Source organism: Sideroxydans sp. CL21 (assembly GCF_902459525.1).
Taxonomy (GTDB): Bacteria; Pseudomonadota; Gammaproteobacteria; order Burkholderiales; family Gallionellaceae; genus Sideroxyarcus.
In genome coordinates, this window is record NZ_LR699166.1 from 203,643 (window position 1) to 224,797 (window position 21,155).

Below are 21,155 nucleotides of genomic sequence, written 5' to 3' on the forward strand. Positions count from 1 at the left end.
CTACTTCTCCCTAGCGGTGCGTCCGGGCGTCGAGCCCGTCCAGCACCATCTCGGCCGCGCGCAGCACCGCGCGTGCCTTGTTCTGCGTTTCGAGCCACTCGCTGTCCGGCACCGAGTCGGCGACGATGCCCGCTCCCGCCTGCACATAGAGCGTGTTGTCCTTCACCACGGCGGTGCGCAGCGCAATGGCAACATCCATGTCGCCGTTGAATGCAAGATAGCCGACCGCCCCGGCATAGATGCCGCGCTTGCTGGGTTCCAGTTCGTCGATGATCTCCATCGCGCGCACCTTGGCGGCACCGCTCACCGTGCCAGCGGGGAACGTGGCCTTGAGCACGTCCATCGCGCTCAGGCCGTCTTTCAGTTTCGCCTCGACGTTGGAGACGATGTGCATCACGTGCGAATAGCGCTCGATCACCATCTTGTCGGTGAGTTTGACCGTGCCGTTCTGCGCCACGCGACCGATGTCGTTGCGGCCGAGGTCGATCAGCATCAGGTGTTCGGCCAGTTCCTTCGGGTCGGCCAGCAACTCATCCGCCAGTTCTGCATCCTTCTGCGGCGTCTTGCCGCGCGGGCGCGTGCCGGCAATGGGGCGCACGGTGACGGTGGCACCTGAGAGGCGCGACTCCGACACGGTGGGGCGCAGCCCGCTGGTGCGGGAGGAGTCGCTGTTCGGTTGGCTCTGCGAACTGTCAGTTTCGACAGTGTTGTGTTCCAACCGAACCAATATCTCCGGCGAGGAGCCGACCACATGGTGGTCGCCCATGTCGTAATAAAACATGTAGGGCGACGGGTTGATGCTGCGCAGTGCGCGATACAAAGACAACGGCGAAGCCGGGAAGTGCTGCGACATGCGCTGCGACAGCACCACCTGCATGATGTCGCCGTCGAAAATGTACTGTTTGGATTTTTCTACCGCGGCCTTGAACGCGGCCTCGCCGAATTCCGATTTGGCCTCGTAGCGGCGCATTTGCGGAGCATCCGGAATCTGTACCGGCTGGCGCAGCGCGCGCTGCAGTTCAACAAGGCGCTGCAGTGCGGCGGGATAAGCATCGGCGTGCGCGGGATCGGCGTAAACAATGAAGGTCAGTTTGCCGGAAAGGTTGTCGATCACCGCGAGTTGTTCGGTAAGCATCAGCAGGATATCGGGTGTGCCGAGTACGTCCGGTTTTTGCGTGTTGGCCAGCTTGTGTTCGATATAGCGCACCGTGTCGTAGCCGAAGTAGCCGGCCAGGCCACCGGTGAAGCGCGGCAGGCCGGACAACGGCGCAACCTTGAATCGTGCCCGGTATTCCTCGATATAGTCCAGCGGATTGGCGACTTCTTGCGTGGTTTCGCCGGCTGGCGTGGTCAGCGTGACTTGAAGGTCGCGCACGGTGATGCGCGTGTCAGCGGGCAGTCCGATGAAGGAGTAGCGCCCGAAGCGTTCGCCGCCCTGTACCGACTCCAGCAGGTAGGAGAACGGCTTGTTGGCGAGCTTGAGGTACAGCGACAGCGGCGTGTCGAGGTCGGCGAAGGTTTCCGCAGCCAGCGGGATGCGGTTGTAGCCCTGCTTGGCAAGTGCGTGGAATTCTTGTTCGGTAATGGGGGACAGCATAAAAACCTCTCTAGTGATTTTCGATGACGATAAATGAGCGCAGCATCTGGCGACGCGGATTCACCATCGCCAGGCAGTCATCTTCGGAGAGAGGTCGTTATGTGTCATGAGTCAAACGCGTTTGATCAGTTTCAATGCGGCGGGCAGGTCGGCGATCACGGCATCCAGATCCAGTCCGTCCACCGGCTCGCCGTGATTATAACCATAAGGAACGCAGAACACCGGACAGCCTGCGGCGCGGGCGGCGAGGGCATCGTTCAATGAGTCACCTATCAGCAGCAAGCGCTCGATAGGCACGCCGAAGAATTTAGCAGTGTGCAGCAAAGGCAGCGGATGCGGCTTTTTCTCCGCCAGCGTATCGCCGGACAGCACGATGTCGAAGTAATGCGCGAGACCTATCCCTTTGAGCAGCGGTTCGGTATAGCGCGCCACCTTGTTGGTGATGCAGCCCAGCCTGAAGCCAGCCGCCTTCATCGCATCCAGCCCCTGCACCACACCGGCGAACGGTTTGCTTTGCAGCAACAGTTCGGTGTAATGCTTTTCGAAGACGGGCAGCGCCTTGACGTACAGGTCGGCATCCGGTTCGGCGTGCATGTCGCCGGTCAGCGCGCGTTTCACCAGCCATGAGATGCCGTTGCCGATATAGCTCATCAGCAGCTCCTGCGAAACGGGTGGACGTCCCATGTCGCGCAGCATGCGGTTAGCCGATTCGGCCAGTTCCGGGGCGGTATGTAAAAGCGTACCGTCGAGGTCGACGACAATAGCCGAAACGGCCAGCGGGAAGTTCTTGAAACCCATTATTTCTTGACTTTCGCCAACTCGGCGCGCAGCTCGCCGATGACGGTGTTGTAGTGGTTCTTGTCGTTGGCGTTGTATTTTCCGAAGACGGCCGAGCCGGCCACGAAGGTGTCCACCCCCGCTTCCGCGACTTCCCTGATGTTGGCCGGGCCAACGCCGCCATCGATCTCCAGGCGGCAGTTGTACTTGCCTCCATCAATCAGCTTGCGCACTGCGCGTGCCTTGTCCAGCACGTAAGGGATGAACTTCTGGCCGCCGAAGCCGGGGTTGACCGACATCAGCAACACCATGTCCAGCTTGGGGAGCGTGTATTCCAGCACATCCAGCGGTGTGGCCGGATTGAATACCAGGCCGGCCTTGCAGCCGCTTTCCTTGATCAGGCCGATGGTGCGGTCGATGTGCTCGGACGCTTCCGGATGGAAGGTGATGTAGGTCGCGCCAGCCTTGGCGAAATCGGGAATGATGCGGTCCACAGGCTTGACCATCAGATGCACGTCAATGGGGGCGGTCACGCCATGTTTGCGCAATGCTTCGCATACCAGCGGGCCGATGGTCAGGTTGGGCACGTAATGATTGTCCATCACGTCGAAGTGCACGATGTCCGCGCCGGAGGCGAGCACGTTGTCGACTTCCTCGCCGAGCTTGGCGAAGTTGGCGGAAAGAATGCTGGGTGCGATCTGGTACATGGTTTGGTCCTCAGGATGATTTTGAATTCAAGAGGGATATTTTACCCGAAACTGTTCCAGTAATATTGGACACCTTGTGCCGTAATGAGCTTGGCAGTTTCAACCGAATATCATGCTTTCATTTCGGGGCCGGGAGTTTGTCATCGAACAGTGAAGTATTTCGAAATCCGGAATTTGCATAAAGCCGGATCACTTTGGACGTAGCATTATCGAGTGATAAAGTAAATACCACTATTATAAAAAGGTTAAATTCTCGTTAAGTACTAGGCCTTTATATAGGTAATATGGAATATGTGATTAACTCGGTATTGGGTATAAGATGAATGCAAATCAGGGGGAACGGGATCGCAAATACGGTCCTGAAAAAGCAACTTTCCGTGTAGATAGTCAGTGCAAACCGAAAACATGCGTCCGCTTCCAGATGAAAAATGGAAGCGGATATAAGCTTGCATATAATTAAATCAAAAAATCCAGCAAAAATATCATGATTGAAATAACCAGGTCCGAGATGCAACAGAACATTTTGATAGGACTTGTTGTCTTGATCATGTTGGGTGCCCTTTGGTTTCTTTACGACAAAACACAGGCTGTCGATCTGAGCGAGCAGAACGAAGTGATGGATCTATTGAATCAGGTGAAAGATACCGATAGCCGCTGGGACACCGAAGTTCAGCGTGCGCGTATCGATCTTTACTCTCAGGATGCGCCCTTTGTTCGTGCCGATTCGGGCGACAAGGCTCTTCGTGACATCACCCGGTTTGCGGGGCTGACTTCCAGCAAGGTGCTCAGAACCGGCCTGCCAGAACTCAGGAGTGCCATACAGCGCAAGTCCGATCTGGTTCAGATGTTCATTGCTGAAAACCGAAGCAATAAGGCTGTACTCCATGAGCTGGTTAAATCAGCGACGGAAATCAACTCCCAAATACAGGTAAAAAAATCCGTGCCGGATCACTCGCTGGTATTGGGTCAGATGAATGAAATTGCAGCACAATATTTTTTGCATGGGATGCCGGGACAACGGACCGGCTTGCAGGAAGCGCTTGCTCAACTGGATACTTTGCAGATAACCGGCGAAGAGCGAACCAGGATCGAGAAAGCCGTACAGACCCTGCTGGAGCAAGTGCCGGTTGAGTTGGACCATTTCGCACAGCTTGAGAAGCTGAGTACAGGGCCGCGCTTGATCAACCTGACATTGTCGTTCAACAATGAACTGGAACAAATGCTGCAGGAGAAAGAACGCTACCGCGTATATTTGATTTACTACGCGTCCGCCCTGTTGATCCTGCTGATGTATGCCGGCGCCAGGCTCAGAACTGCCAATCAGACACTGGAGCACAGGGTGGATGAACGAACGCGGGAATTGTCAGCTGCCTTGCAACACCTTAAGGAATCAGAGTTGCAATTGATTCAATCGGAAAAGATGTCATCGCTGGGCCAGATGGTGGCAGGGGTTGCGCATGAGATAAATACACCGCTGGCCTATGTAAAGAACAGCCTGGGCCAGGTTTCGGAGCAGTTGCCCGGTATCGGCAACGCCCTGGAGCACTGCGATAAATTGCTGGAGTTCCTGGAGGCAGGGAATGACCCGGAAGGGTTGTCTCGCGAATTCCAGAAAGCGGCAGAGCAGCTGGGCATGCTCAAACAGCAACATGTGATTCAAGAATTGAGCGGGCTGGTCAAGGATGGATTGTTCGGTACCGGCCAAGTGTCCGAGATCGTGGGTAATCTGAAAAATTTTAGCCGGCTTGATCGCAGCAAAGTCTCGCACTCCAATTTGAACGAGAGTTTGGGCAATACGCTGCTACTGGCAAAACACCTGCTCAAATCTGTTACCGTGAATAAAAATTTTGGCGAGATTCCCGATATCACTTGTGCGCCTTCCCAGATCAACCAGGTTTTCCTGAATCTTATTACCAACGCGGTGCAGGCAATGCCGGAAGAACGCGGAAGCATTACGTTGACATCACGCAAAGAGGGCGAGGGAGTTGCAGTCGATGTGGAGGATGACGGCTCGGGAATTCCGCCGGAAGTCATGTCCAAAATATTCGATCCATTTTTCACGACCAAGGAGATCGGTAAAGGCACGGGCTTGGGTTTGTCCATTTCTTACAAGATAATCCAGGAACACGGTGGAAAAATCAGCGTTGAATCCAAACCCGGTCATGGTACAAAATTTACGGTGTGGCTTCCGCTCACACCCCCTGCTGAAGCTAATTTAGAGAGTTAGTCCATGAATGCACCCATCAAGAAAATCGGCAAATACGAAATCCAGGGCGAACTCGGTGTTGGAAGCATGGGGGTCGTCTATAAGGGCTGGGACCCGGCCATCAAACGGGAAGTGGCGATCAAGGGAATCGACAAGACTGCTTATCCGGTCGGTGAGCGGGAGAATTTGCTCAACCGTTTTCGTCAGAAGGCACAGGCAGTCGGTCGTCTGGTGCATCCCCGAATTGTCCAAATCTATGACTTTTATGAAGATGATCAGTCCGCTTTCATCATCATGGAACTGGTACACGGCAAGGCGCTGGCGAAGTATCTGGAAGGCAACGAAAAATACGGTTTGTGGGAAGTCGGCCAGATCATCACCCAGGCGCTGGACGGTATCGGCTATGCCCATACACAGGGCGTAGTGCATCGCGACATGAAATTGGAAAACATCCTCATCAACAATGACGGACGCATCAAGATCAACTTTTTCGGAATTGCCCGTATTGAAACCCCGACAATAACGAGGGCCGACGATTTGATCGGCACGCCATACATGGCTCCCGAACAGTTTGCCGGTGGCGAAATCAGCGGGCCCACAGACCTGTATTCGATCGGGGTGATTGCCTATGAGCTGTTCACGGGCAGGCAACCGTTCTTTGGAAATATGGCGACTCTGGTGCAACAGGTTCAACATGAGGCGCCTGAAAAGCCTTCATCATTGAATCCCCAGCTTTCGCCAGAAATCGACCGGGTTTTGCTCAAGGCGATGGCGAAAGCGCCTGCTGAGCGCTACCAGTTGGCAAGCGAATTTTCAGATGCCCTAAAAAGGGCAGTCAGCATGTCGCTTGGCCTCGTCGACCGCAGGGCAACGGCTACCCTACCCGATGCAGCCAAGTTGCTGGACGCGGCACGCATGTTGCAGAAGGATATGATTGACGAAAGTATCGAGAGTACGCTGACGAAAACGGAAGAGGACAGGTCGATCCAGATCAATACGGGCATCAAGCAGGCCCGCCTGCTGATCATCGATGACGACGAGCGGATACTTGCTGCGCTGAAATCGATTTTCAGGCAGCGCTACCATGTGTTCACCACTACTGACGGCAACAAGGCGCTTGATTTTATAACCCGATACCACATGCACGTCATCATCAGCGATCAGCGCATGCCCATCATGCTGGGTGTCGAGCTTTTGAGACGATCACGCGAAATTTCTCCGCGCAGCGTGCGCATCCTGTTGACCGGCTATTCGGACCTGGCGGCCATCGTGGGTTCGGTCAACGACGGAGAAGTGTATCGGTTCATCAGCAAGCCATGGGACAACCAGGCGTTGCAGTCGGTGGTAGCCGAGGCCTCCACGATCGGCCTGGAGCTTGCAGATACCAAAGCGGCGGCGGTGGCACTGCCGAACAAGATCAAAGCCGGAATTCTGGTGATCGACATTGACAAGGAAATCTTCAATGTCGTCAGGGAACTCATCGGTGACTTGTGTCCGGTGTACTATGCCCAAGATGCAGAGTCGGCATTAGGCATGTTAAGTAAACACGAGATCGCAGTCGTGATCGCCGATGTCGAATCAAGGCTGGAAGAATTGACCGTGATGCTCAAGCTGCTAAAACAGAAATATCCGCAAATTCTTTCCATTATCGCAACCAATGCCAAAGATGCTGATCTTGCAATCGATCTCATCAATCAGGCTCAAGTGTTTCGCATTCTCCACAAACCGATCAATGTTGCGACTTTGAAGGCGCAAGTGCATGCCGCATTGCAGCGCTTCCTCATGTATCAGCAAACCCCGCAACTGGTTCAGGCACATAAAGTCGAGACACCCGAGAAAGTCCACACGTCCAGGTTTGCCAAGAATATCCTGAAGGGGCTGGAGATGCTGCGCGGGTAGTTGTCATGATTCACTGAAAGTAAGACACCGCTTGTCACTTTGGGCAAAATACGGTGAAATGCGGCAATGGAAGATTCCTCACACTATCGCATCAAGATTTCCGTGCAAGTGCGCTACCTTGCCGACCAGTCCGATGAGGCCGATAACCGCCACGTATTCGCGTACACCATTACACTGGCCAACGAAGGCGAGCACGCCGTGCAATTGCTGAGTCGTCACTGGATCATCAACGATGCCAACAACCATGTGCAGGAAGTAAGGGGCAAGGGCGTGGTGGGCGAACAACCCGTCATCAAGCCGGGTCAGAGTTTTGAATACACCAGCGGCACCGTACTGGCAACGCAGGTAGGCACCATGTCCGGCAGCTATCAGATGCAGGTGGTGGACGGCGGTGAGTTCTCGGTGCCTATCCCGCAATTCGTCTTGAGTGTGCCGCGTGTATTGCACTAAGGGAAAATGTTAAAGAGCAAATCTGTTCGGCTGGTACTGTTATTGAGTGTATTGCTTGCTTCGTGTCAGACGCCGCCACCACCGCAACCTCAACCCAAACCACCTGTCGTAGTGCCGCCTCCGGTTGGAAAAGCCGCGCCTGATTTCATGGTGAGCAAGTGGGAAATGTTGCCCGATTGGGTCACGCAGGATTTGTCCGCATCATGGCCGGCCATGCAACAAAGTTGTCGCGCACTCAGATTCAGGCCGGTGTGGTTGCCCATTTGTGCCGCCGCCGCGAAGGTAGGCACCGACGATGTGGCTGCGCAGCGAGCCTTTTACGAAACCTGGTTCACGCCCTACCAGGTATTCAATCCGGATGGCACCGAAACTGGGCTCATCACCGGTTATTACGAACCGTTGCTGAAAGGCAGCCGCACGCGCAGCAAACGTTTTGCCTACCCCATCTATGGTCCGCCGGACGACATGCTCGACGTGGACATGGGCGAGCTTTTCCCGCAGTTCAGGGGCCAGCACGTGCGCGGACGACTGGTAGGCAAACGTGTTGTGCCCTATTTCAACCGCGCCGAGATCGATGCAGGTCTCGATCCGGCATTGAAGGGGCACGAACTGTTCTGGGTGGAAAATCCCGTCGAACTGTTTTTCCTGCAAATTCAAGGATCCGGCCGTATCGAACTGGAAGACGGAAGGCGCGTGAAGATCGGTTATGCCGAACAAAATGGACATAACTACGCTTCCATCGGTAAAAAACTCATCGAGATGGGCGAACTGAAGCCGGAAGAAGCCTCCATGCAAGGCATCAAGAACTGGGCGGATAAGAATCCCGAACGGCTGTTCACACTGCTGGGGCAGAATCCCAGTTACGTTTTTTTCCGTGAACTGCCAGACACGCTTTCCGCACCGCTCGGCGCATTGGGCGTGCCGCTCACCAACGAATACAGCATTGCCGTCGATCCGCGCATCATCCCGCTCGGCGTGCCCGTTTTTCTTGCAACTTCGCAGCCCAACAGCCCCGAGCCGCTCAACCGTTTGATGTTCGCGCAGGACACGGGCGGCGCCATCAAGGGTGCGGTGCGGGCGGATTTTTTCTGGGGATTTGGTGAAATTGCAGCGGTACGGGCCGGCAGCATGAAGCAATCCGGGAAGATGTGGGTGTTGTTTCCCAAAGGCGGAGAGCCGGCGCTGAATTGAATCCGGCGCAATCGGGTATACCGGGCGTCCTTTTGTACTTAGATACGCCTCAACGAAGCCGGTTTACCGAACAGCCATCCCTGTCCGTAGTCGCAGCCCAGTTCCAGCAGGGCGAGACGTTCATCTTCATTCTCTATCCCTTCCGCCACCACATCCATCTTGAGCGAGTGCGCCAACTCGATCGAGGACTGGACGATCTTGGCGCTGTGCGGGGAGGCGAGCATCTGGCTGACGAAGGCACGATCGATCTTCATGGTGCCGATGGGGTAACGGTGCAGTGCATCCAGGCCGGAATGTCCCGTGCCGAAATCGTCCAGTGCGAGGGTGCTGCCGGATTCGGTGAGTTTGCCGAGCAGTTGCAGCGCGAGTTCGGGATTGTTGATGATGACGGTTTCGGTCAATTCCAGTTTGAGTTCCGGCGCGGGCATCCGGTGTTTGCTGACGATGGCTTTCACTTCGCCCACGAAGCCGTCTCCGGTCAGTTGCGAGGGCGACAGGTTGACGCTGACGAAGGGAGTGTGGTGATTGAGACGTTGACGCAAGGAGGGCCAATCGAGGCAGGCTTGTTCAAGCGTCCACAGGCCGATCTCGCGTATTTGCCCGGTCTGTTCAGCCACCCACAAAAAATCCATCGGAGAGATCAAACCGTCGACCGGATGATGCCAGCGGATCAGTGCTTCAAATCCGGCCATGCGACCACTGGAGAGATCGCAAATCGGCTGATAGAACATTTCAAACTGCTTTTCTCGCAATGCCTCGGCAATATCGTGCGCCAGGCGCAATTGCTGTGTGGCGATTCCGCGCGTGGCATCGCGCTTGAAAACGGTAGAGCGCGACGGGTCAAAAGCGGGTTGGTTGCGCGTGGAGCGGTAGCGTTCAAGAATAGTCATCAGCAAATGACGCACTACAGGGTCGGTTTTTTCCAGCAGTTCCTTCACCAGTAGGCGCGGAATGGGGATGAGCACGGTGTGCTCAATAGCATGAACGGTGGCAGTGCGCGGTTGCTGGTCGATCAGCGCGATCTCGCCGAACAGTTCGCCTTTTCCGATACGAGACCGCTGTGTGCTGCTGACGCTGACCTCGACGCATCCTTCTTCGATGATATATGCACCGTCCCCCAAATCGCCTTCCTTGAAAATGATCTCGCCGGCAGGATAAATTTCACGATGCAGATTCTTTAGCATGCTATTCCCCGTTTAATAGCGCACAAGCTAACCCGACACGATAGTTGCGTCAATATTCAAACGGCATGGATACCGGATCAGCAGGGTTATTCGCTTCTTGAAACAAGCACCAGTGCGATGCCGAGCAAACTCTGAATCAAATAGAGAATGCCGGACACAGCGTGCCAGGTCGTGAACTGGGATGCAAAAAAGCTACTCATCACGTCGAGAGGAAATGCACGGGCCTTGAGATCGGCGAGGATCGGCTGCAGGACGAATTGCCCGATCAGAACGAGCAGCAACATCATGCCGATGATGCGGAAAGTTGCACGATGCAACGCCGCATGCCCGAACTGCTTGAGTTGATAGACGAGCAGATACAACGCACAGGCCATGCCGACATAAGCCAGCGAGGTAAATAAATGGCCTGCCACAATACCGGCGAGCTGGCGATCGGGCAGTATCCTGAAGAGTGTCGGCACGGCCACATAGCCGAGCATCCACATGCCGCCCACCCAGAAAGTGATACTCAAAGTTGCAAGATATCTGGGCAGATAACGCACAATCATTTGCTGTTGCTATCCAAGGCTTTTTCCAGTTCGGCGGCGGGCATATAGCCGGGATTGATCACACCATTGGCGAAAATCAATGCGGGCGTGCCATTCACCTTGAGATTCCTGCCTAATGCCATGACCTTGGCTGTTGGGGTGTCGCACTTGGCAACAGCGGGGGGCTGTACTCCATTCAACATCAGGTCTTCCCAAGTCTTGGCCCTGTCGGCACTGCACCAGATATTCTGGACCTTTTCCGCAGAACCGTCGAAGATGGGATAAAGGAACAAGTACAGAGTGACATCGCTGACACTCTGCAATTCATGCTCCAGCTTCTTGCAGTAGCCGCAGTTCGGGTCGGCAAAATAGGCCATTTTGCGGCTACCGTTGCCCTTTACCCTTTTTACCGCTAGATCAAGCGGCAATTTGCTGAAGTCCACGGCGAACAAGACTCGCGCGCGTTCTTCGGTCAGGTTGCGCCGCGCTTTCAAATCGAACATGCTGCCGTCGATGAGGTACTGAGCGGCCTTGTCGGTGTAGAAAATGTGGTCACCGGTGATCACTTCATACAAGCCCGGGATGGGCGACTTGTTGACCTGACTGATCGGACCAATGAGCTGCTCGTAGTTCTTTTCCAGGGTATTTTTGATGGTGGCAGCGGTCTTGTCGGTTTCGGCGGCGTGCGCCAGGGAAACAGATAACAACAATAAAATCAGAATTTTGAACATTTGCAAGATCCTAAAAAATCAGTTGAGGGCGTGGCGTACCAGCATTTTCTTCAAGGGTGAAATGCTGTTGGTCGCGGAGAGTCCGGCGTTGCGCAGGGTGCGCAGCAGCGGATTGGCGTTGACGAACAGATTTTTCAGCGTATCCGTGGTGAGTTGCATGGACATGATGTCACCCTGACGTGCTTTTTCGTACCGGCGCAGCAGACTCAGGTCACCGCAATCCAGAGTGCCGCGTTGCGATAACACCTTCACCAGTTCTCGCACATCGCGCAGGCCGAGGTTAACGCCCTGTCCCGAGAGCGGATGCACATTATGCGCGGCATCACCGATCAGTGCCAGACGCGGTTTGGTGAGATGTGCCAGATTCAATACACGCAGGGCAAAGGCTGCGGGCGGAGTGATGACTTGCAACTCGCCCAGCGTATGATCGGATGCGGTAGATACGCGGGCGCAAAACTCTTCCTGAGTGAGTGCCAACAGCTCTGCAGATTGCTCCGGGCTGACCGACCAGACGATGGAGATGCGCTTGCCCGGCAATGGCAGCAGCGCGAGGATACTTTCCGGCTTAAACCACTGATAAGCGATACCGCGATGCGCTTTGCCGATACCGAAGTTGGCGACCACTCCGTGCTGATGATAAGGCGTGGCGACTTCCGGCATGACGGCCTGATGGCGCGCCCAGGAATCGCGCCCATCCGCACCGACGATGAGCCTGGCGCGAATTTCGCGGCCATCCTTCAATTTCAGAAGGGCAGCCTCTTCCAACAACGACATTTCCGCGCATTGAGCGGGCTGCAGCAGGGTCAGGTTGTCCTGTTTACTCAAGTCTTCCCACAGGGCATGCTGTAACAATCGGCTTTCCATGATGAAGGCCAGTTCCGGTGCGCCGATCTCATAGGCGCTGAAATTCAGCCTGGATCCGGTATCGCCGAACACGCGCATTTCTTCCACCTGTTGCACGCGCGACATGTCCAGTCGCTGCCAGGCGCCGCATTCCTTGAGAAAACCCACATTGCCAGGGGTGAAAGCGTATATGCGGCTATCCCACCCGGAATCGATCCCGGGCAAGGGCTGGCCTTCAATCAATGCCAGTCGCAGTCCGCTGTTTTTGAGCGCGGCAGCAAGACTTGCGCCTACCAATCCACCGCCGATGATAACGATATCGAATTCCATGCCGAAACTTCATATCCTGCAGAAAAATCTTTGAGCATCATAGCATGGGCAGGTTGATTAATTTATAATCGCCGCCCCCTTTGGAAATCATCATGCAAATCGGACGCTACAAGCTCAAGAACAACCTCATTGTCGCACCCATGGCGGGCGTGACGGACAGGCCGTTCCGTATGCTTTGCAAGCGCATGGGCGCGGGCATGGCGGTGTCCGAGATGGTGGCTTCCAATTCCCTGCTGTACGGCTCGGAAAAGACCATGCGCCGCGCCAACCATGAAGGTGAGGTCGATCCGATTTCGGTGCAGATCGTCGGTGCCGATCCCAAGATGCTGGCGCAGGCCGCGCGCTACAACGTGGATCACGGCGCGCAGATTATCGACATTAACATGGGCTGTCCGGCCAAGAAGATCTGTAACGTCATGGCGGGTTCCGCGCTGATGCAGAACGAAAAACTGGTGTCGGAAATTCTGGAAGCCGTCGTCGGCTCCGTGGATGTGCCGGTCACCCTGAAGATACGTACCGGCTGGGACAAGACCAACCGCAATGCGGTCAACATCGCGCGCATTGCCGAATCAAGCGGCATCCAGGCGTTGGCCATTCATGGCCGTACCCGTGCCTGTGCCTATACCGGCGATGCCGAATACGACACCATCCGCGCGGTGAAGGCGGAAGTGCATATCCCCGTCATCGCCAATGGCGACATCACCACGCCGGAAAAAGCGCGCTTCGTGCTGCAACATACGGGCGCGGACGCAGTGATGATCGGTCGTGCCGCACAAGGCCGTCCCTGGCTGTTTCGCGAGATCGAGCATTTCCTGCAGACGGGCACTCACCAGCTCTCGCCACAAGTCGGCGAAATACAGGCTGTGCTGATTGGCCATCTTGATGAACTCTATGATTTTTACGGCGAGCATACCGGGCTGCGCGTGGCGCGCAAGCACATCTCCTGGTACACCAAGGGCTTGCCGGGTTCGGCCGTGTTCCGACACCGCATGAACCAACTGGAGAGCGTGGACGAACAGATGGGCGCCGTAACGGATTTTTTTGAAGAACAAAAAATAAGCAGCGAACGACTGCTTTACGAAGGGGAGCTTGCAGCATGACTGAAGATATAGGGATTAACGAGAACGACATCGCCAAACATGTGCGCAAGGCAGTAAACGACTATTTCAAGGACCTCGACGGCGAGGAGCCTTCGTGCGGTGTATACGACATGGTGCTTTGTTGCGTGGAAAAACCGCTGATCGAAACCGTGTTGCACCATGCGGGTGGCAACCAGACGCGCACCGCCGAATTGCTCGGCATCAATCGCAATACCTTGCGCAAGAAGATGCAGGACCACCGAATCAAATAATCCACGAAAGAATCCAGATGGCCATCAAACAAGCACTCATCAGCGTGTCGGACAAGTCCGGCGTTCTCGAATTCGCCCGCGGTTTGCATCAGCTCGGGGTAAAGATTCTTTCCACCGGCGGAACGGCGAAATTGTTCGCCGACAACGGCATTCCGGTCACCGAAGTGGCCGACTACACCGGCTTTCCGGAAATGCTGGACGGACGCGTGAAGACGCTGCAACCGAAAGTGCACGCCGGCATTCTGGCGCGGCGCGACCTGCCGGAGCATGTCGCCACGTTGAAGAAGCATGACATTCCGACCATCGACCTGGTGGTGGTGAATCTGTATCCGTTTGCGGCGACCATCGCCAAGCCCGGCTGCACGCTCGAAGATGCCATCGAGAACATCGACATCGGCGGGCCGGCCATGGTGCGCTCCGCCGCCAAGAACCATGCGCATGTCGCCATCGTCACCGATCCGGCCGACTACGCCGATGTGCTGGCCGAGATGCAGACCAACAAGGGTGCAGTCTCCGCCGCCACCAAGTTCGATCTGGCGAAAAAGGCGTTCTCGCACACTGCCGCCTACGACAGCATGATCAGCAACTACCTCACCGCGATCAACAGCGACGGCAGCAAGAGTGACTTCCCGGCACAGATCAATTTCAACTTCGCCAAAGTGCAGGAAATGCGCTATGGCGAGAACCCGCACCAGAAGGCCGCGTTCTACCGTGACCTCGTGCCGCTGGTGGGCGGCATCTCCGGCTACACCCAGTTGCAGGGCAAGGAACTTAGTTACAACAACATCGGCGATGCCGATGCGGCCTGGGAACTGGTCAAGACTTTCGATCAACCGGCCTGCGTCATCGTCAAGCACGCCAACCCGTGCGGCGTGGCGATCGCCGACACCGCGCTGAACGCTTACAAGCTGGCTTACGCCACAGACAGCACTTCCGCCTTTGGCGGCATCATCGCCTTCAACCGCGAGCTGGATGCCGAAAGTGCCACGCAGATCACCACCAACCAGTTCGTCGAACTCATCATTGCGCCGAGCGCCACCGAAGCTGCACTGAAAGTGACTGCCGCGAAGCAGAACGTGCGCGTGCTGACCGTGCCGCTGTCCAACGCACACAACCAGTTCGACTTCAAGCGCGTCGGCGGCGGCCTGCTGGTGCAGACGCCGGACGTGCTGAACGTGCAGGCGTCGCAACTTAAAGTCGTGACCAAGGTACAGCCTACCAAAGAGCAATTGACCGACCTGCTGTTCGCCTGGCGCGTGGCGAAGTATGTGAAGTCCAATGCCATCGTGTTCTGCAAGGACGGTCAGACGCTGGGCGTGGGTGCGGGGCAGATGAGCCGAGTGGATTCCACACGCATCGCCAGCATCAAGGCACAGAACGCAGGCCTCAGCCTGACGGGCTCCGTTGTCGCGTCCGATGCCTTCTTCCCGTTCCGCGATGGTCTGGACGTGCTGGCGACAGCAGGCGCGAAAGCGGTCATCCAGCCCGGTGGTTCGATGCGCGACGAGGAAGTCATCGCCGCCGCCGACGAGCATGGGATTGCGATGGTGGTTACTGGCTTCCGTCACTTCAGGCATTAAATATGGGCGAAAGGGCTACGCTTTTCAACCTTCCTTTGGTGTCTCATAGGAAAGGCCTGACGAGAGCAACAGCTGAAACAATGAGAGCAGAGAGCGCAATGAAGTTTGCGTGTCTGGAAAGAATAGTTTCTTTTTTGGCATTCAAACGACTTTCTAGTTCAGCCTCAGATGCGATACAACTAAAAATTGAATAGGGGCCAGAAGACTGCTCAGACGGGTCGTCAATATTGATTGAGACATCTTGTTTTACACACTCTTCAATTAGAAGTTGCTTGCGCGTAAGTAGTGTAGTGACCATAAATGAGGAGAAGTCTGAGTTGCTTTTTTTGCGTCGCACAATGCCTACCCGTTGCAATGTCTGCTTAATGCATTTACATGGGTTCATGGTTTGATCTCCGGTTGGTTGATGTAGATTACAACGAGGCACAATATACAACTGAAACCCTAGCGTTTAGAACTGGTGATTCAGTCTGTCGATGGTAGTTAAAAGTTTTGAGCCACGAGAAAGATTTAATGACTATTCATGACTTGATAGTTACAAGTCCCATTTACGACATGGTACTTACAGGTATACGTAACGTTGCCGATTTAAATAGAACCTAAGCATGGGAAATAAAAGATAGAGAGAATGAAAGTGAATCTTTTGCTAAAACATTTATTGTTGGTTTGTGGGTGTTTGTTTGCATTGATTGGGCAAGCCGTTGCTGACCCGTTGTCAGATGCAAAACGTGCCTATAGTGCAAATGATTATGTAAAAGCAGCAAAATTACTCAGGAAGCTAGCAGAGAATGGGAATGCTTTAGCACAAGGATTGATTGGGGCAATGTATGTAGATGGAAAAGGTGTTCCACAAAATTACACTGAAGCCTTGAAGTGGCTTCGACTGGCAGAAAAACAAGGTGATGATGGCGCGCAATTCTACCTTGGAGGGGTGTATCTCAATGGACAAGGTGTTCCTCAGGATAATATTGAGGCAATGAAGCATTACCGATTGGCCGCAGAACAGGGTAATAAATTTGCTCAGATAAACGTCGGCACGATGTACTTAAATGGCATAGGTATAACTCAAGATTACAAAGAAGCAGTGAAGTGGTTTCAACTTGCAGCGGGGCAGGGTGAAACTACAGCACAATTCAAGCTTGGGTCTTGTTATGAATATGGACGCGGGGTTCCTCAAGATTATAAGGAAGCGATGAAATGGTATCGGTTGGCCGCAGAACAGGGTGATGCATTAGCGCAATCACACCTTGGGCATATGTACGAAATTGGGCAAGGTGATTCTCAAAATTACAAAGAGGCTGTGAAGTGGTATCGATTGGCAGCTGAACAGGGTGACGCAGTAGGACAATACAGTCTCGGGGCGATGTACATAAATGGGCGTGGTGTCTCTCAAGATTATGTTTTGTCACACATGTGGATGAATATTGGGATAGCTAACGCGAATAGCGCAAATCAGCAGGAATTGAGTAAACCACGTGATTTGTTGGAGCATTCAATGACTGCACAGCAAATTGCTGAAGCGCAAGAACTTGCCAGAAAATGTATCGCTAATAAATTCAAGGGATGTTAGCGATGCCAACAAAAGTAATGAGTTCTGTAGGCTCGATTGTCGTAACAATTTTATTGGCGGCATTGTTTGCTATTCCCTCCGAAGCTTCAGAGCATGTTCGTGGGCACATGAGGAAGGATGGAAAATATGTTGCTCCGCACAATCGAACTAATGCCAACAAAACCCAAAGAGACAACTGGAGCAGCAAGGGCAACACTAATCCCTACACAGGAAAGCGCGGACAAAAAAATCCCAAAAAATAAACTCCCTGTGGGCATGCAGCCCACTATTACGATAATTTGAGGTTGTGTTATGAAGATATTGGTAATAGGTAACGGTGGTCGCGAACATGCTTTGGCCTGGCGTCTGGCGCAGGGCGCCAAGGTGCAGAAAGTGTATGTTGCACCGGGCAATGCGGGTACGGCGCTGGAAGAGGGCGTGGAAAACGTCGCGATCACCGCGATTCCGGATCTTATCGAGTTCGCTAAACGCGAGAACATCGAGCTCACCGTGGTCGGTCCGGAAGCGCCGCTGGCGGCGGGTGTGGTCGATGCGTTCCGTGCGGCAGGGCTCAAGATATTCGGCCCGACCAAGGCCGCGGCACAACTGGAATCCTCAAAGGATTTCGCCAAGCGTTTCATGACGCGCCACAACATTCCCACCGCGTTTTTCGAGACCTTCAGCGATATCGCGGCTGCGAAAGCTTATGTCGAGAAGCACGGCGCACCCATCGTCATCAAGGCGGACGGCCTCGCAGCAGGCAAAGGCGTGGTGGTGGCGATGAGCAAGGACGAAGCGTTCGACGCCATCGACATGATGCTCTCCGACAACAAGCTCGGCGACGCCGGGGCGCGCGTGGTGATCGAAGAATTCCTGGAAGGCGAAGAGGCCAGCTTCATCGTCATGGTCGACGGCAAGAACGTGCTGGCGATGGCGACCAGCCAGGATCACAAACGTTTGCAGGACAACGACCAAGGCCCCAACACCGGCGGCATGGGCGCATACTCTCCCGCGCCGGTGGTCACGCCGACCATCCATGCCAAGGTGCTGCGCGAAGTCATCCAGCCGGTGGTGCGCGGCATGGAAAGCGAAGGCATCACCTACACCGGATTCCTGTATGCGGGCCTGATGATCTCGCCCGACGGCGGACTCAAGGTTCTGGAATTCAACTGCCGCATGGGCGATCCCGAAACGCAACCCATCATGCTGCGTTTGAAGAGCGATTTTTCCGCCATTGTCGAGCACGCCATCGACGGCACGCTCGACAAAGTCGAAGCGGAATGGGATCGACGCACCGCGCTGGGGGTGGTGATGGCTGCGGCCAATTATCCCGATACGCCGCGCAAGGGCGACGTCATCACGGGGCTTCCCAATGGTCAGGGGGCGAAAAAGCTGGAAGACGCGCATGTGTTCCATGCCGGCACGGCCATGCAGGACGGCAAGGTCGTCACCAACGGAGGACGGGTGCTGTGTGTGGTCGCGCTTGGGGATATGGTGAAAATGGCGCAGAAGCATGCGTATGACATCGCCGATACCATCCACTTCGATGGCTGTCAGATGAGGCGGGATATCGGCTATCGCGCCATCGGACGCAAATAATCCAAGTTTCCTCTCCCTCCGGGGGAGGGCTTCATCCGCAAGGGTTAGGCCGTGGTTGTAAGGGGCTAAAGCCCCAACAACTCACGCTCGGTTGGGGGAACAAGTTGCGCCAATTAGCTATACCTGCCAGACGACTCAAAGCCCACCTCAAGCGCGGCGGCATCATCGCCTATCCGACCGAGTCCTGCTATGGCTTGGGTTGCGATCCGGCCAATCGCAATGCCGTGCTGCGCATTCTCAAGCTCAAACAGCGCCCGCAGCGCAAAGGCCTCATCCTGATCGCATCGCACTACCGTCAAGTTGCACGCTACTTGTTGCCACTTGCTCCTGCCGATCAGGTCAAGTTGCAGCAATATGGCTCGCAAGCCGTTACTTGCCTGATGCCGACTCGCCATTCCGCCCCGCACTGGTTGCGCGGTGAACATGACACGCTGGCCGTGCGCCTTACCGCCCATCCAATTGCCAGGGGGCTCTGCCGCAGCGCAGGCAGTGCACTGGTTTCCACCAGTGCCAATCGCAGTGGACAACGCCCGACGAAAACTTATGCCGAATGCCAACGCTTATTCGGTGGAGCAGTGTGGGTATTGCGCGGGCGGGTGGGGAAACGCAAACAACCTTCCACAATTCGCGCATGGGCCGATGGTAAAATCATTCGAAAATAACAACGCATCAAACGGGAGAATACATGGATAGCGCAGCCGTCAAAGAATACCTGCTCGAACTGCAGGAGCTCATCGTCGAACGCCTGGAACAAGTGGACGGCAAGAAATTCCTGCGCGACAAATGGGAGCGTGCCAGCGGCAGCGGCGGCATCGGCAAGGGCGAAGGCATCAGTTGCCTGATCGAGGAAGGCAATGTACTGGAGCGTGGCGGCGTGGCGTTCTCGCATGTGCAGGGCGACAAGATGCCCGCATCGGCCACCGCGCACCGCCCCGAGCTGGCCGGCTGCAGCTGGGAGGCGATGGGCGTATCGCTGGTGATGCATCCGCGCAATCCTTATGCGCCGACCTCGCATGCCAACGTGCGCATGTTCATGGCGCACAAGCCCGACGGTGAAAAAGTGTTCTGGTTCGGCGGCGGCATGGACCTTACGCCTTACTACGGTTTCGAGGAAGATGCGAAACACTTCCACCAGATCTGCAAGAACTCGCTGGCGCCGCTCAACCCTTCGTTGCATCCGCGCTTCAAGAAATGGTGCGACGATTACTTTTACCTCAAGCATCGCGGGGAGCCGCGCGGCATCGGCGGCATCTTCTTCGACGATCTGAGCGAACCGGATTTTGACAGCTGCTTCGCGATCCAGCAAAGTGTTGGCGACCACTACCTGTCGGCCTATGTGCCGTTGCTGGAAAAGCGCAAGGACACCCCCTACGGCGAACGCGAGCGCGATTTCCAGCTCTATCGTCGCGGCCGCTATGTCGAGTTCAACCTGGTCATCGACCGCGGCACCATCTTCGGCCTGCAGTCGAACGGGCGTACCGAATCCATCCTGCTTTCCATGCCGCCGCTGGTGAAGTGGCGCTATGACTGGCATCCTGAAAAAGGTACGCCGGAAGCCGAGCTGTATGACAAGTATCTGGTGCCCAGGGATTGGGTGTGAAGCAAATACAGGAGGCCACTATGCAAGCTGGCAAAGAACATTGGGAAACCGTCTATACAACCAAGGCCACCGACGAGGTGAGCTGGTTCCAGCCTCATGCCCAGTTGTCGCTGGATCTGATCAAGGCAGCCACTGCCAACAAGGATGCCGGCATCATCGACGTCGGCGGAGGTGCTTCGACGCTGGTGGATGACCTGCTGGCAGAGGGATACCGCGACCTGACAGTGCTCGATCTTTCTGCTGCAGCGCTGCATGCGGCGCGCCAGCGTCTGGGGATGCAGGAGAGCAAAGTGCGCTGGATCGAGGCGGATATCACCGACGTCGACCTGCCCGGCAAACGTTATGATGTCTGGCACGACCGCGCGGTGTTCCACTTCCTGACAACACCGCAGCAACGCGATGCCTACGTGCGCACCGTGTTCAATGCGGTCAAGCCCGGAGGGCATGTCATCGTTGCCACGTTCGCAGAGGACGGGCCGCAGCAATGCAGCGGCCTACCAGTGATGCGCTACCGTGCGGACGAATTGCACGATCAGTTCGGCGATGCGTTCACCCTGCTGAAACACCAGAAGGAAGAGCATCACACGCCGGCGGGCAAGGTCCAGAAATTCGTCTATTGCTATTGCCGACGGATCAATAGCTAACAACCACGGCCAATTTTAGGCACGGCGACGATGCTATGCCTTGCGCCACTGATCCGGTTTTCCGCCTGGCGTATTGCGAACGCGTTCAACCACGGGCGCGGCGCCGGGATTCAGTTCCTTGGCACGTTTGATTGCTTCAGCCTGCGTGGGCAAAACATCGCTGGCACGTTCCGAATTTGATTTCCTGACTGCATAGTCACCCTCGGGGCGGCGTTCCACAAATAATCTTTTGTCGGTCATATAAACTCCTGTTGGTATGTGTGCTTGCGAATATTTCGTACTCTGGTGGGACCGGCGCCTGAACGGCTTGTTCACCGGTACCCCAGAAAGAATCTTCGCACTTGGACAGAGTGCGCTCTGTGCGCTGATGCACAGATTGGGGACTTGCAG

At 55.3% G+C, this 21,155-nt stretch carries 22 protein-coding genes; 13 read left to right on the forward strand and 9 right to left on the reverse strand.

The window, feature by feature from the left end; translation table 11 throughout:
- Nucleotides 1-10: 10 nt before the first annotated feature.
- The 3 genes from QOY30_RS01000 to rpe all read right to left on the reverse strand — a co-directional run bounded on the left by QOY30_RS01000 (nucleotide 11) and on the right by rpe (nucleotide 3,081).
- Nucleotides 11-1,597 carry an anthranilate synthase component I family protein gene (locus tag QOY30_RS01000; protein WP_283742780.1) on the reverse strand — a complete coding sequence of 529 codons (1,587 nt, stop codon included), beginning with the start codon at nucleotides 1,595-1,597 and terminating at the stop codon, nucleotides 11-13.
- A gap of 111 nt (nucleotides 1,598-1,708) precedes the next feature.
- Nucleotides 1,709-2,395, reverse strand: coding sequence for a phosphoglycolate phosphatase (locus QOY30_RS01005; RefSeq protein WP_283742781.1), 687 nt, complete (start codon nucleotides 2,393-2,395; stop codon nucleotides 1,709-1,711).
- Nucleotides 2,395-3,081, reverse strand: a complete 687-nt coding sequence (rpe, locus tag QOY30_RS01010) for a ribulose-phosphate 3-epimerase (RefSeq protein WP_283742782.1) — start codon at nucleotides 3,079-3,081, stop codon at nucleotides 2,395-2,397. Before rpe ends, QOY30_RS01005 begins: the two co-directional genes overlap by 1 nt.
- Before the next feature lie 484 nt (nucleotides 3,082-3,565).
- Between rpe and QOY30_RS01015 the strand changes: the two genes are divergently transcribed.
- The 4 genes from QOY30_RS01015 to mltA all read left to right on the forward strand — a co-directional run bounded on the left by QOY30_RS01015 (nucleotide 3,566) and on the right by mltA (nucleotide 8,827).
- On the forward strand, nucleotides 3,566-5,308 hold the full coding sequence (locus QOY30_RS01015; protein ID WP_283742783.1) for a DAHL domain-containing sensor histidine kinase: 1,743 nt from the start codon (nucleotides 3,566-3,568) through the stop codon (nucleotides 5,306-5,308).
- 3 nt (nucleotides 5,309-5,311) lie between these two features.
- Nucleotides 5,312-7,186, forward strand: coding sequence for a protein kinase domain-containing protein (locus QOY30_RS01020; RefSeq protein ID WP_283742784.1), 1,875 nt, complete (start codon nucleotides 5,312-5,314; stop codon nucleotides 7,184-7,186).
- Between the two features lie 66 nt (nucleotides 7,187-7,252).
- Nucleotides 7,253-7,636, forward strand: a complete 384-nt coding sequence (gene apaG / locus QOY30_RS01025; protein ID WP_283742785.1) for a Co2+/Mg2+ efflux facilitator ApaG/CorD — start codon at nucleotides 7,253-7,255, stop codon at nucleotides 7,634-7,636.
- Between the two features lie 6 nt (nucleotides 7,637-7,642).
- On the forward strand, nucleotides 7,643-8,827 hold the full coding sequence (mltA, locus tag QOY30_RS01030) for a murein transglycosylase A (protein WP_283742786.1): 1,185 nt from the start codon (nucleotides 7,643-7,645) through the stop codon (nucleotides 8,825-8,827).
- Nucleotides 8,828-8,865: 38 nt separating this feature from the next.
- On the opposite strand, the gene QOY30_RS01035 is transcribed toward mltA, so the two are convergent.
- The 4 genes from QOY30_RS01035 to QOY30_RS01050 form a co-directional block, all read right to left on the reverse strand.
- Nucleotides 8,866-10,011 carry an EAL domain-containing protein gene (locus QOY30_RS01035; protein WP_283742787.1) on the reverse strand — a complete coding sequence of 382 codons (1,146 nt, stop codon included), beginning with the start codon at nucleotides 10,009-10,011 and terminating at the stop codon, nucleotides 8,866-8,868.
- Between the two features lie 86 nt (nucleotides 10,012-10,097).
- Entirely contained in the window at nucleotides 10,098-10,559 is a 462-nt protein-coding gene (locus QOY30_RS01040) for a DUF4149 domain-containing protein (protein ID WP_283742788.1), read from the reverse strand.
- Complete coding sequence (locus tag QOY30_RS01045; RefSeq protein ID WP_283742789.1) at nucleotides 10,556-11,269, reverse strand: DsbC family protein; 714 nt, start codon at nucleotides 11,267-11,269, stop codon at nucleotides 10,556-10,558. The genes QOY30_RS01040 and QOY30_RS01045 overlap by 4 nt, the downstream gene beginning before the upstream one ends.
- 18 nt (nucleotides 11,270-11,287) lie before the next feature.
- Entirely contained in the window at nucleotides 11,288-12,442 is a 1,155-nt protein-coding gene (locus tag QOY30_RS01050) for a UbiH/UbiF family hydroxylase (RefSeq protein WP_283742790.1), read from the reverse strand.
- Nucleotides 12,443-12,534: 92 nt separating this feature from the next.
- Here QOY30_RS01050 and dusB point away from each other — a divergent pair, with 92 nt between their 5' ends.
- The 3 genes from dusB to purH are packed head-to-tail and all read left to right on the forward strand — an operon-like array spanning nucleotide 12,535 to nucleotide 15,373.
- On the forward strand, nucleotides 12,535-13,542 hold the full coding sequence (gene dusB, locus QOY30_RS01055; protein WP_283742791.1) for a tRNA dihydrouridine synthase DusB: 1,008 nt from the start codon (nucleotides 12,535-12,537) through the stop codon (nucleotides 13,540-13,542).
- Nucleotides 13,539-13,793 (forward strand): helix-turn-helix domain-containing protein, encoded by a 255-nt coding sequence (locus QOY30_RS01060; RefSeq protein WP_283742792.1) that lies wholly within the window; start codon nucleotides 13,539-13,541, stop codon nucleotides 13,791-13,793. The genes dusB and QOY30_RS01060 overlap by 4 nt, the downstream gene beginning before the upstream one ends.
- Nucleotides 13,794-13,810: 17 nt before the next feature.
- Nucleotides 13,811-15,373 (forward strand): bifunctional phosphoribosylaminoimidazolecarboxamide formyltransferase/IMP cyclohydrolase, encoded by a 1,563-nt coding sequence (gene purH, locus QOY30_RS01065; RefSeq protein ID WP_283742793.1) that lies wholly within the window; start codon nucleotides 13,811-13,813, stop codon nucleotides 15,371-15,373.
- Between the two features lie 43 nt (nucleotides 15,374-15,416).
- On the opposite strand, the gene QOY30_RS01070 is transcribed toward purH, so the two are convergent.
- Nucleotides 15,417-15,758 (reverse strand): hypothetical protein, encoded by a 342-nt coding sequence (locus QOY30_RS01070; RefSeq protein WP_283742794.1) that lies wholly within the window; start codon nucleotides 15,756-15,758, stop codon nucleotides 15,417-15,419.
- A 243-nt stretch (nucleotides 15,759-16,001) separates the two neighbouring features.
- On the opposite strand from QOY30_RS01070, the gene QOY30_RS01075 reads away from it, so the two are divergent.
- The 6 genes from QOY30_RS01075 (at nucleotide 16,002) to QOY30_RS01100 (ending at nucleotide 20,765) form a co-directional block, all read left to right on the forward strand.
- Nucleotides 16,002-16,943 carry a tetratricopeptide repeat protein gene (locus tag QOY30_RS01075; RefSeq protein WP_283742795.1) on the forward strand — a complete coding sequence of 314 codons (942 nt, stop codon included), beginning with the start codon at nucleotides 16,002-16,004 and terminating at the stop codon, nucleotides 16,941-16,943.
- 2 nt (nucleotides 16,944-16,945) lie between these two features.
- Nucleotides 16,946-17,185: a hypothetical protein gene (locus QOY30_RS01080; protein WP_283742796.1), complete on the forward strand. Its 240-nt coding sequence runs from the start codon at nucleotides 16,946-16,948 to the stop codon at nucleotides 17,183-17,185.
- Nucleotides 17,186-17,234: 49 nt separating this feature from the next.
- Complete coding sequence (purD, locus tag QOY30_RS01085) at nucleotides 17,235-18,521, forward strand: phosphoribosylamine--glycine ligase (protein WP_283742797.1); 1,287 nt, start codon at nucleotides 17,235-17,237, stop codon at nucleotides 18,519-18,521.
- Between the two features lie 104 nt (nucleotides 18,522-18,625).
- Nucleotides 18,626-19,183 carry an L-threonylcarbamoyladenylate synthase type 1 TsaC gene (gene tsaC, locus QOY30_RS01090; protein ID WP_283742798.1) on the forward strand — a complete coding sequence of 186 codons (558 nt, stop codon included), beginning with the start codon at nucleotides 18,626-18,628 and terminating at the stop codon, nucleotides 19,181-19,183.
- A 23-nt stretch (nucleotides 19,184-19,206) separates the two neighbouring features.
- Nucleotides 19,207-20,121 (forward strand): oxygen-dependent coproporphyrinogen oxidase, encoded by a 915-nt coding sequence (gene hemF, locus QOY30_RS01095; protein ID WP_283742799.1) that lies wholly within the window; start codon nucleotides 19,207-19,209, stop codon nucleotides 20,119-20,121.
- Between the two features lie 20 nt (nucleotides 20,122-20,141).
- Nucleotides 20,142-20,765, forward strand: a complete 624-nt coding sequence (locus tag QOY30_RS01100; protein WP_283742800.1) for a class I SAM-dependent methyltransferase — start codon at nucleotides 20,142-20,144, stop codon at nucleotides 20,763-20,765.
- A 33-nt stretch (nucleotides 20,766-20,798) separates the two neighbouring features.
- On the opposite strand, the gene QOY30_RS01105 is transcribed toward QOY30_RS01100, so the two are convergent.
- Nucleotides 20,799-21,005 carry a DUF2188 domain-containing protein gene (locus QOY30_RS01105; protein ID WP_283742801.1) on the reverse strand — a complete coding sequence of 69 codons (207 nt, stop codon included), beginning with the start codon at nucleotides 21,003-21,005 and terminating at the stop codon, nucleotides 20,799-20,801.
- Between the last annotated feature and the right edge of the window lie 150 nt (nucleotides 21,006-21,155).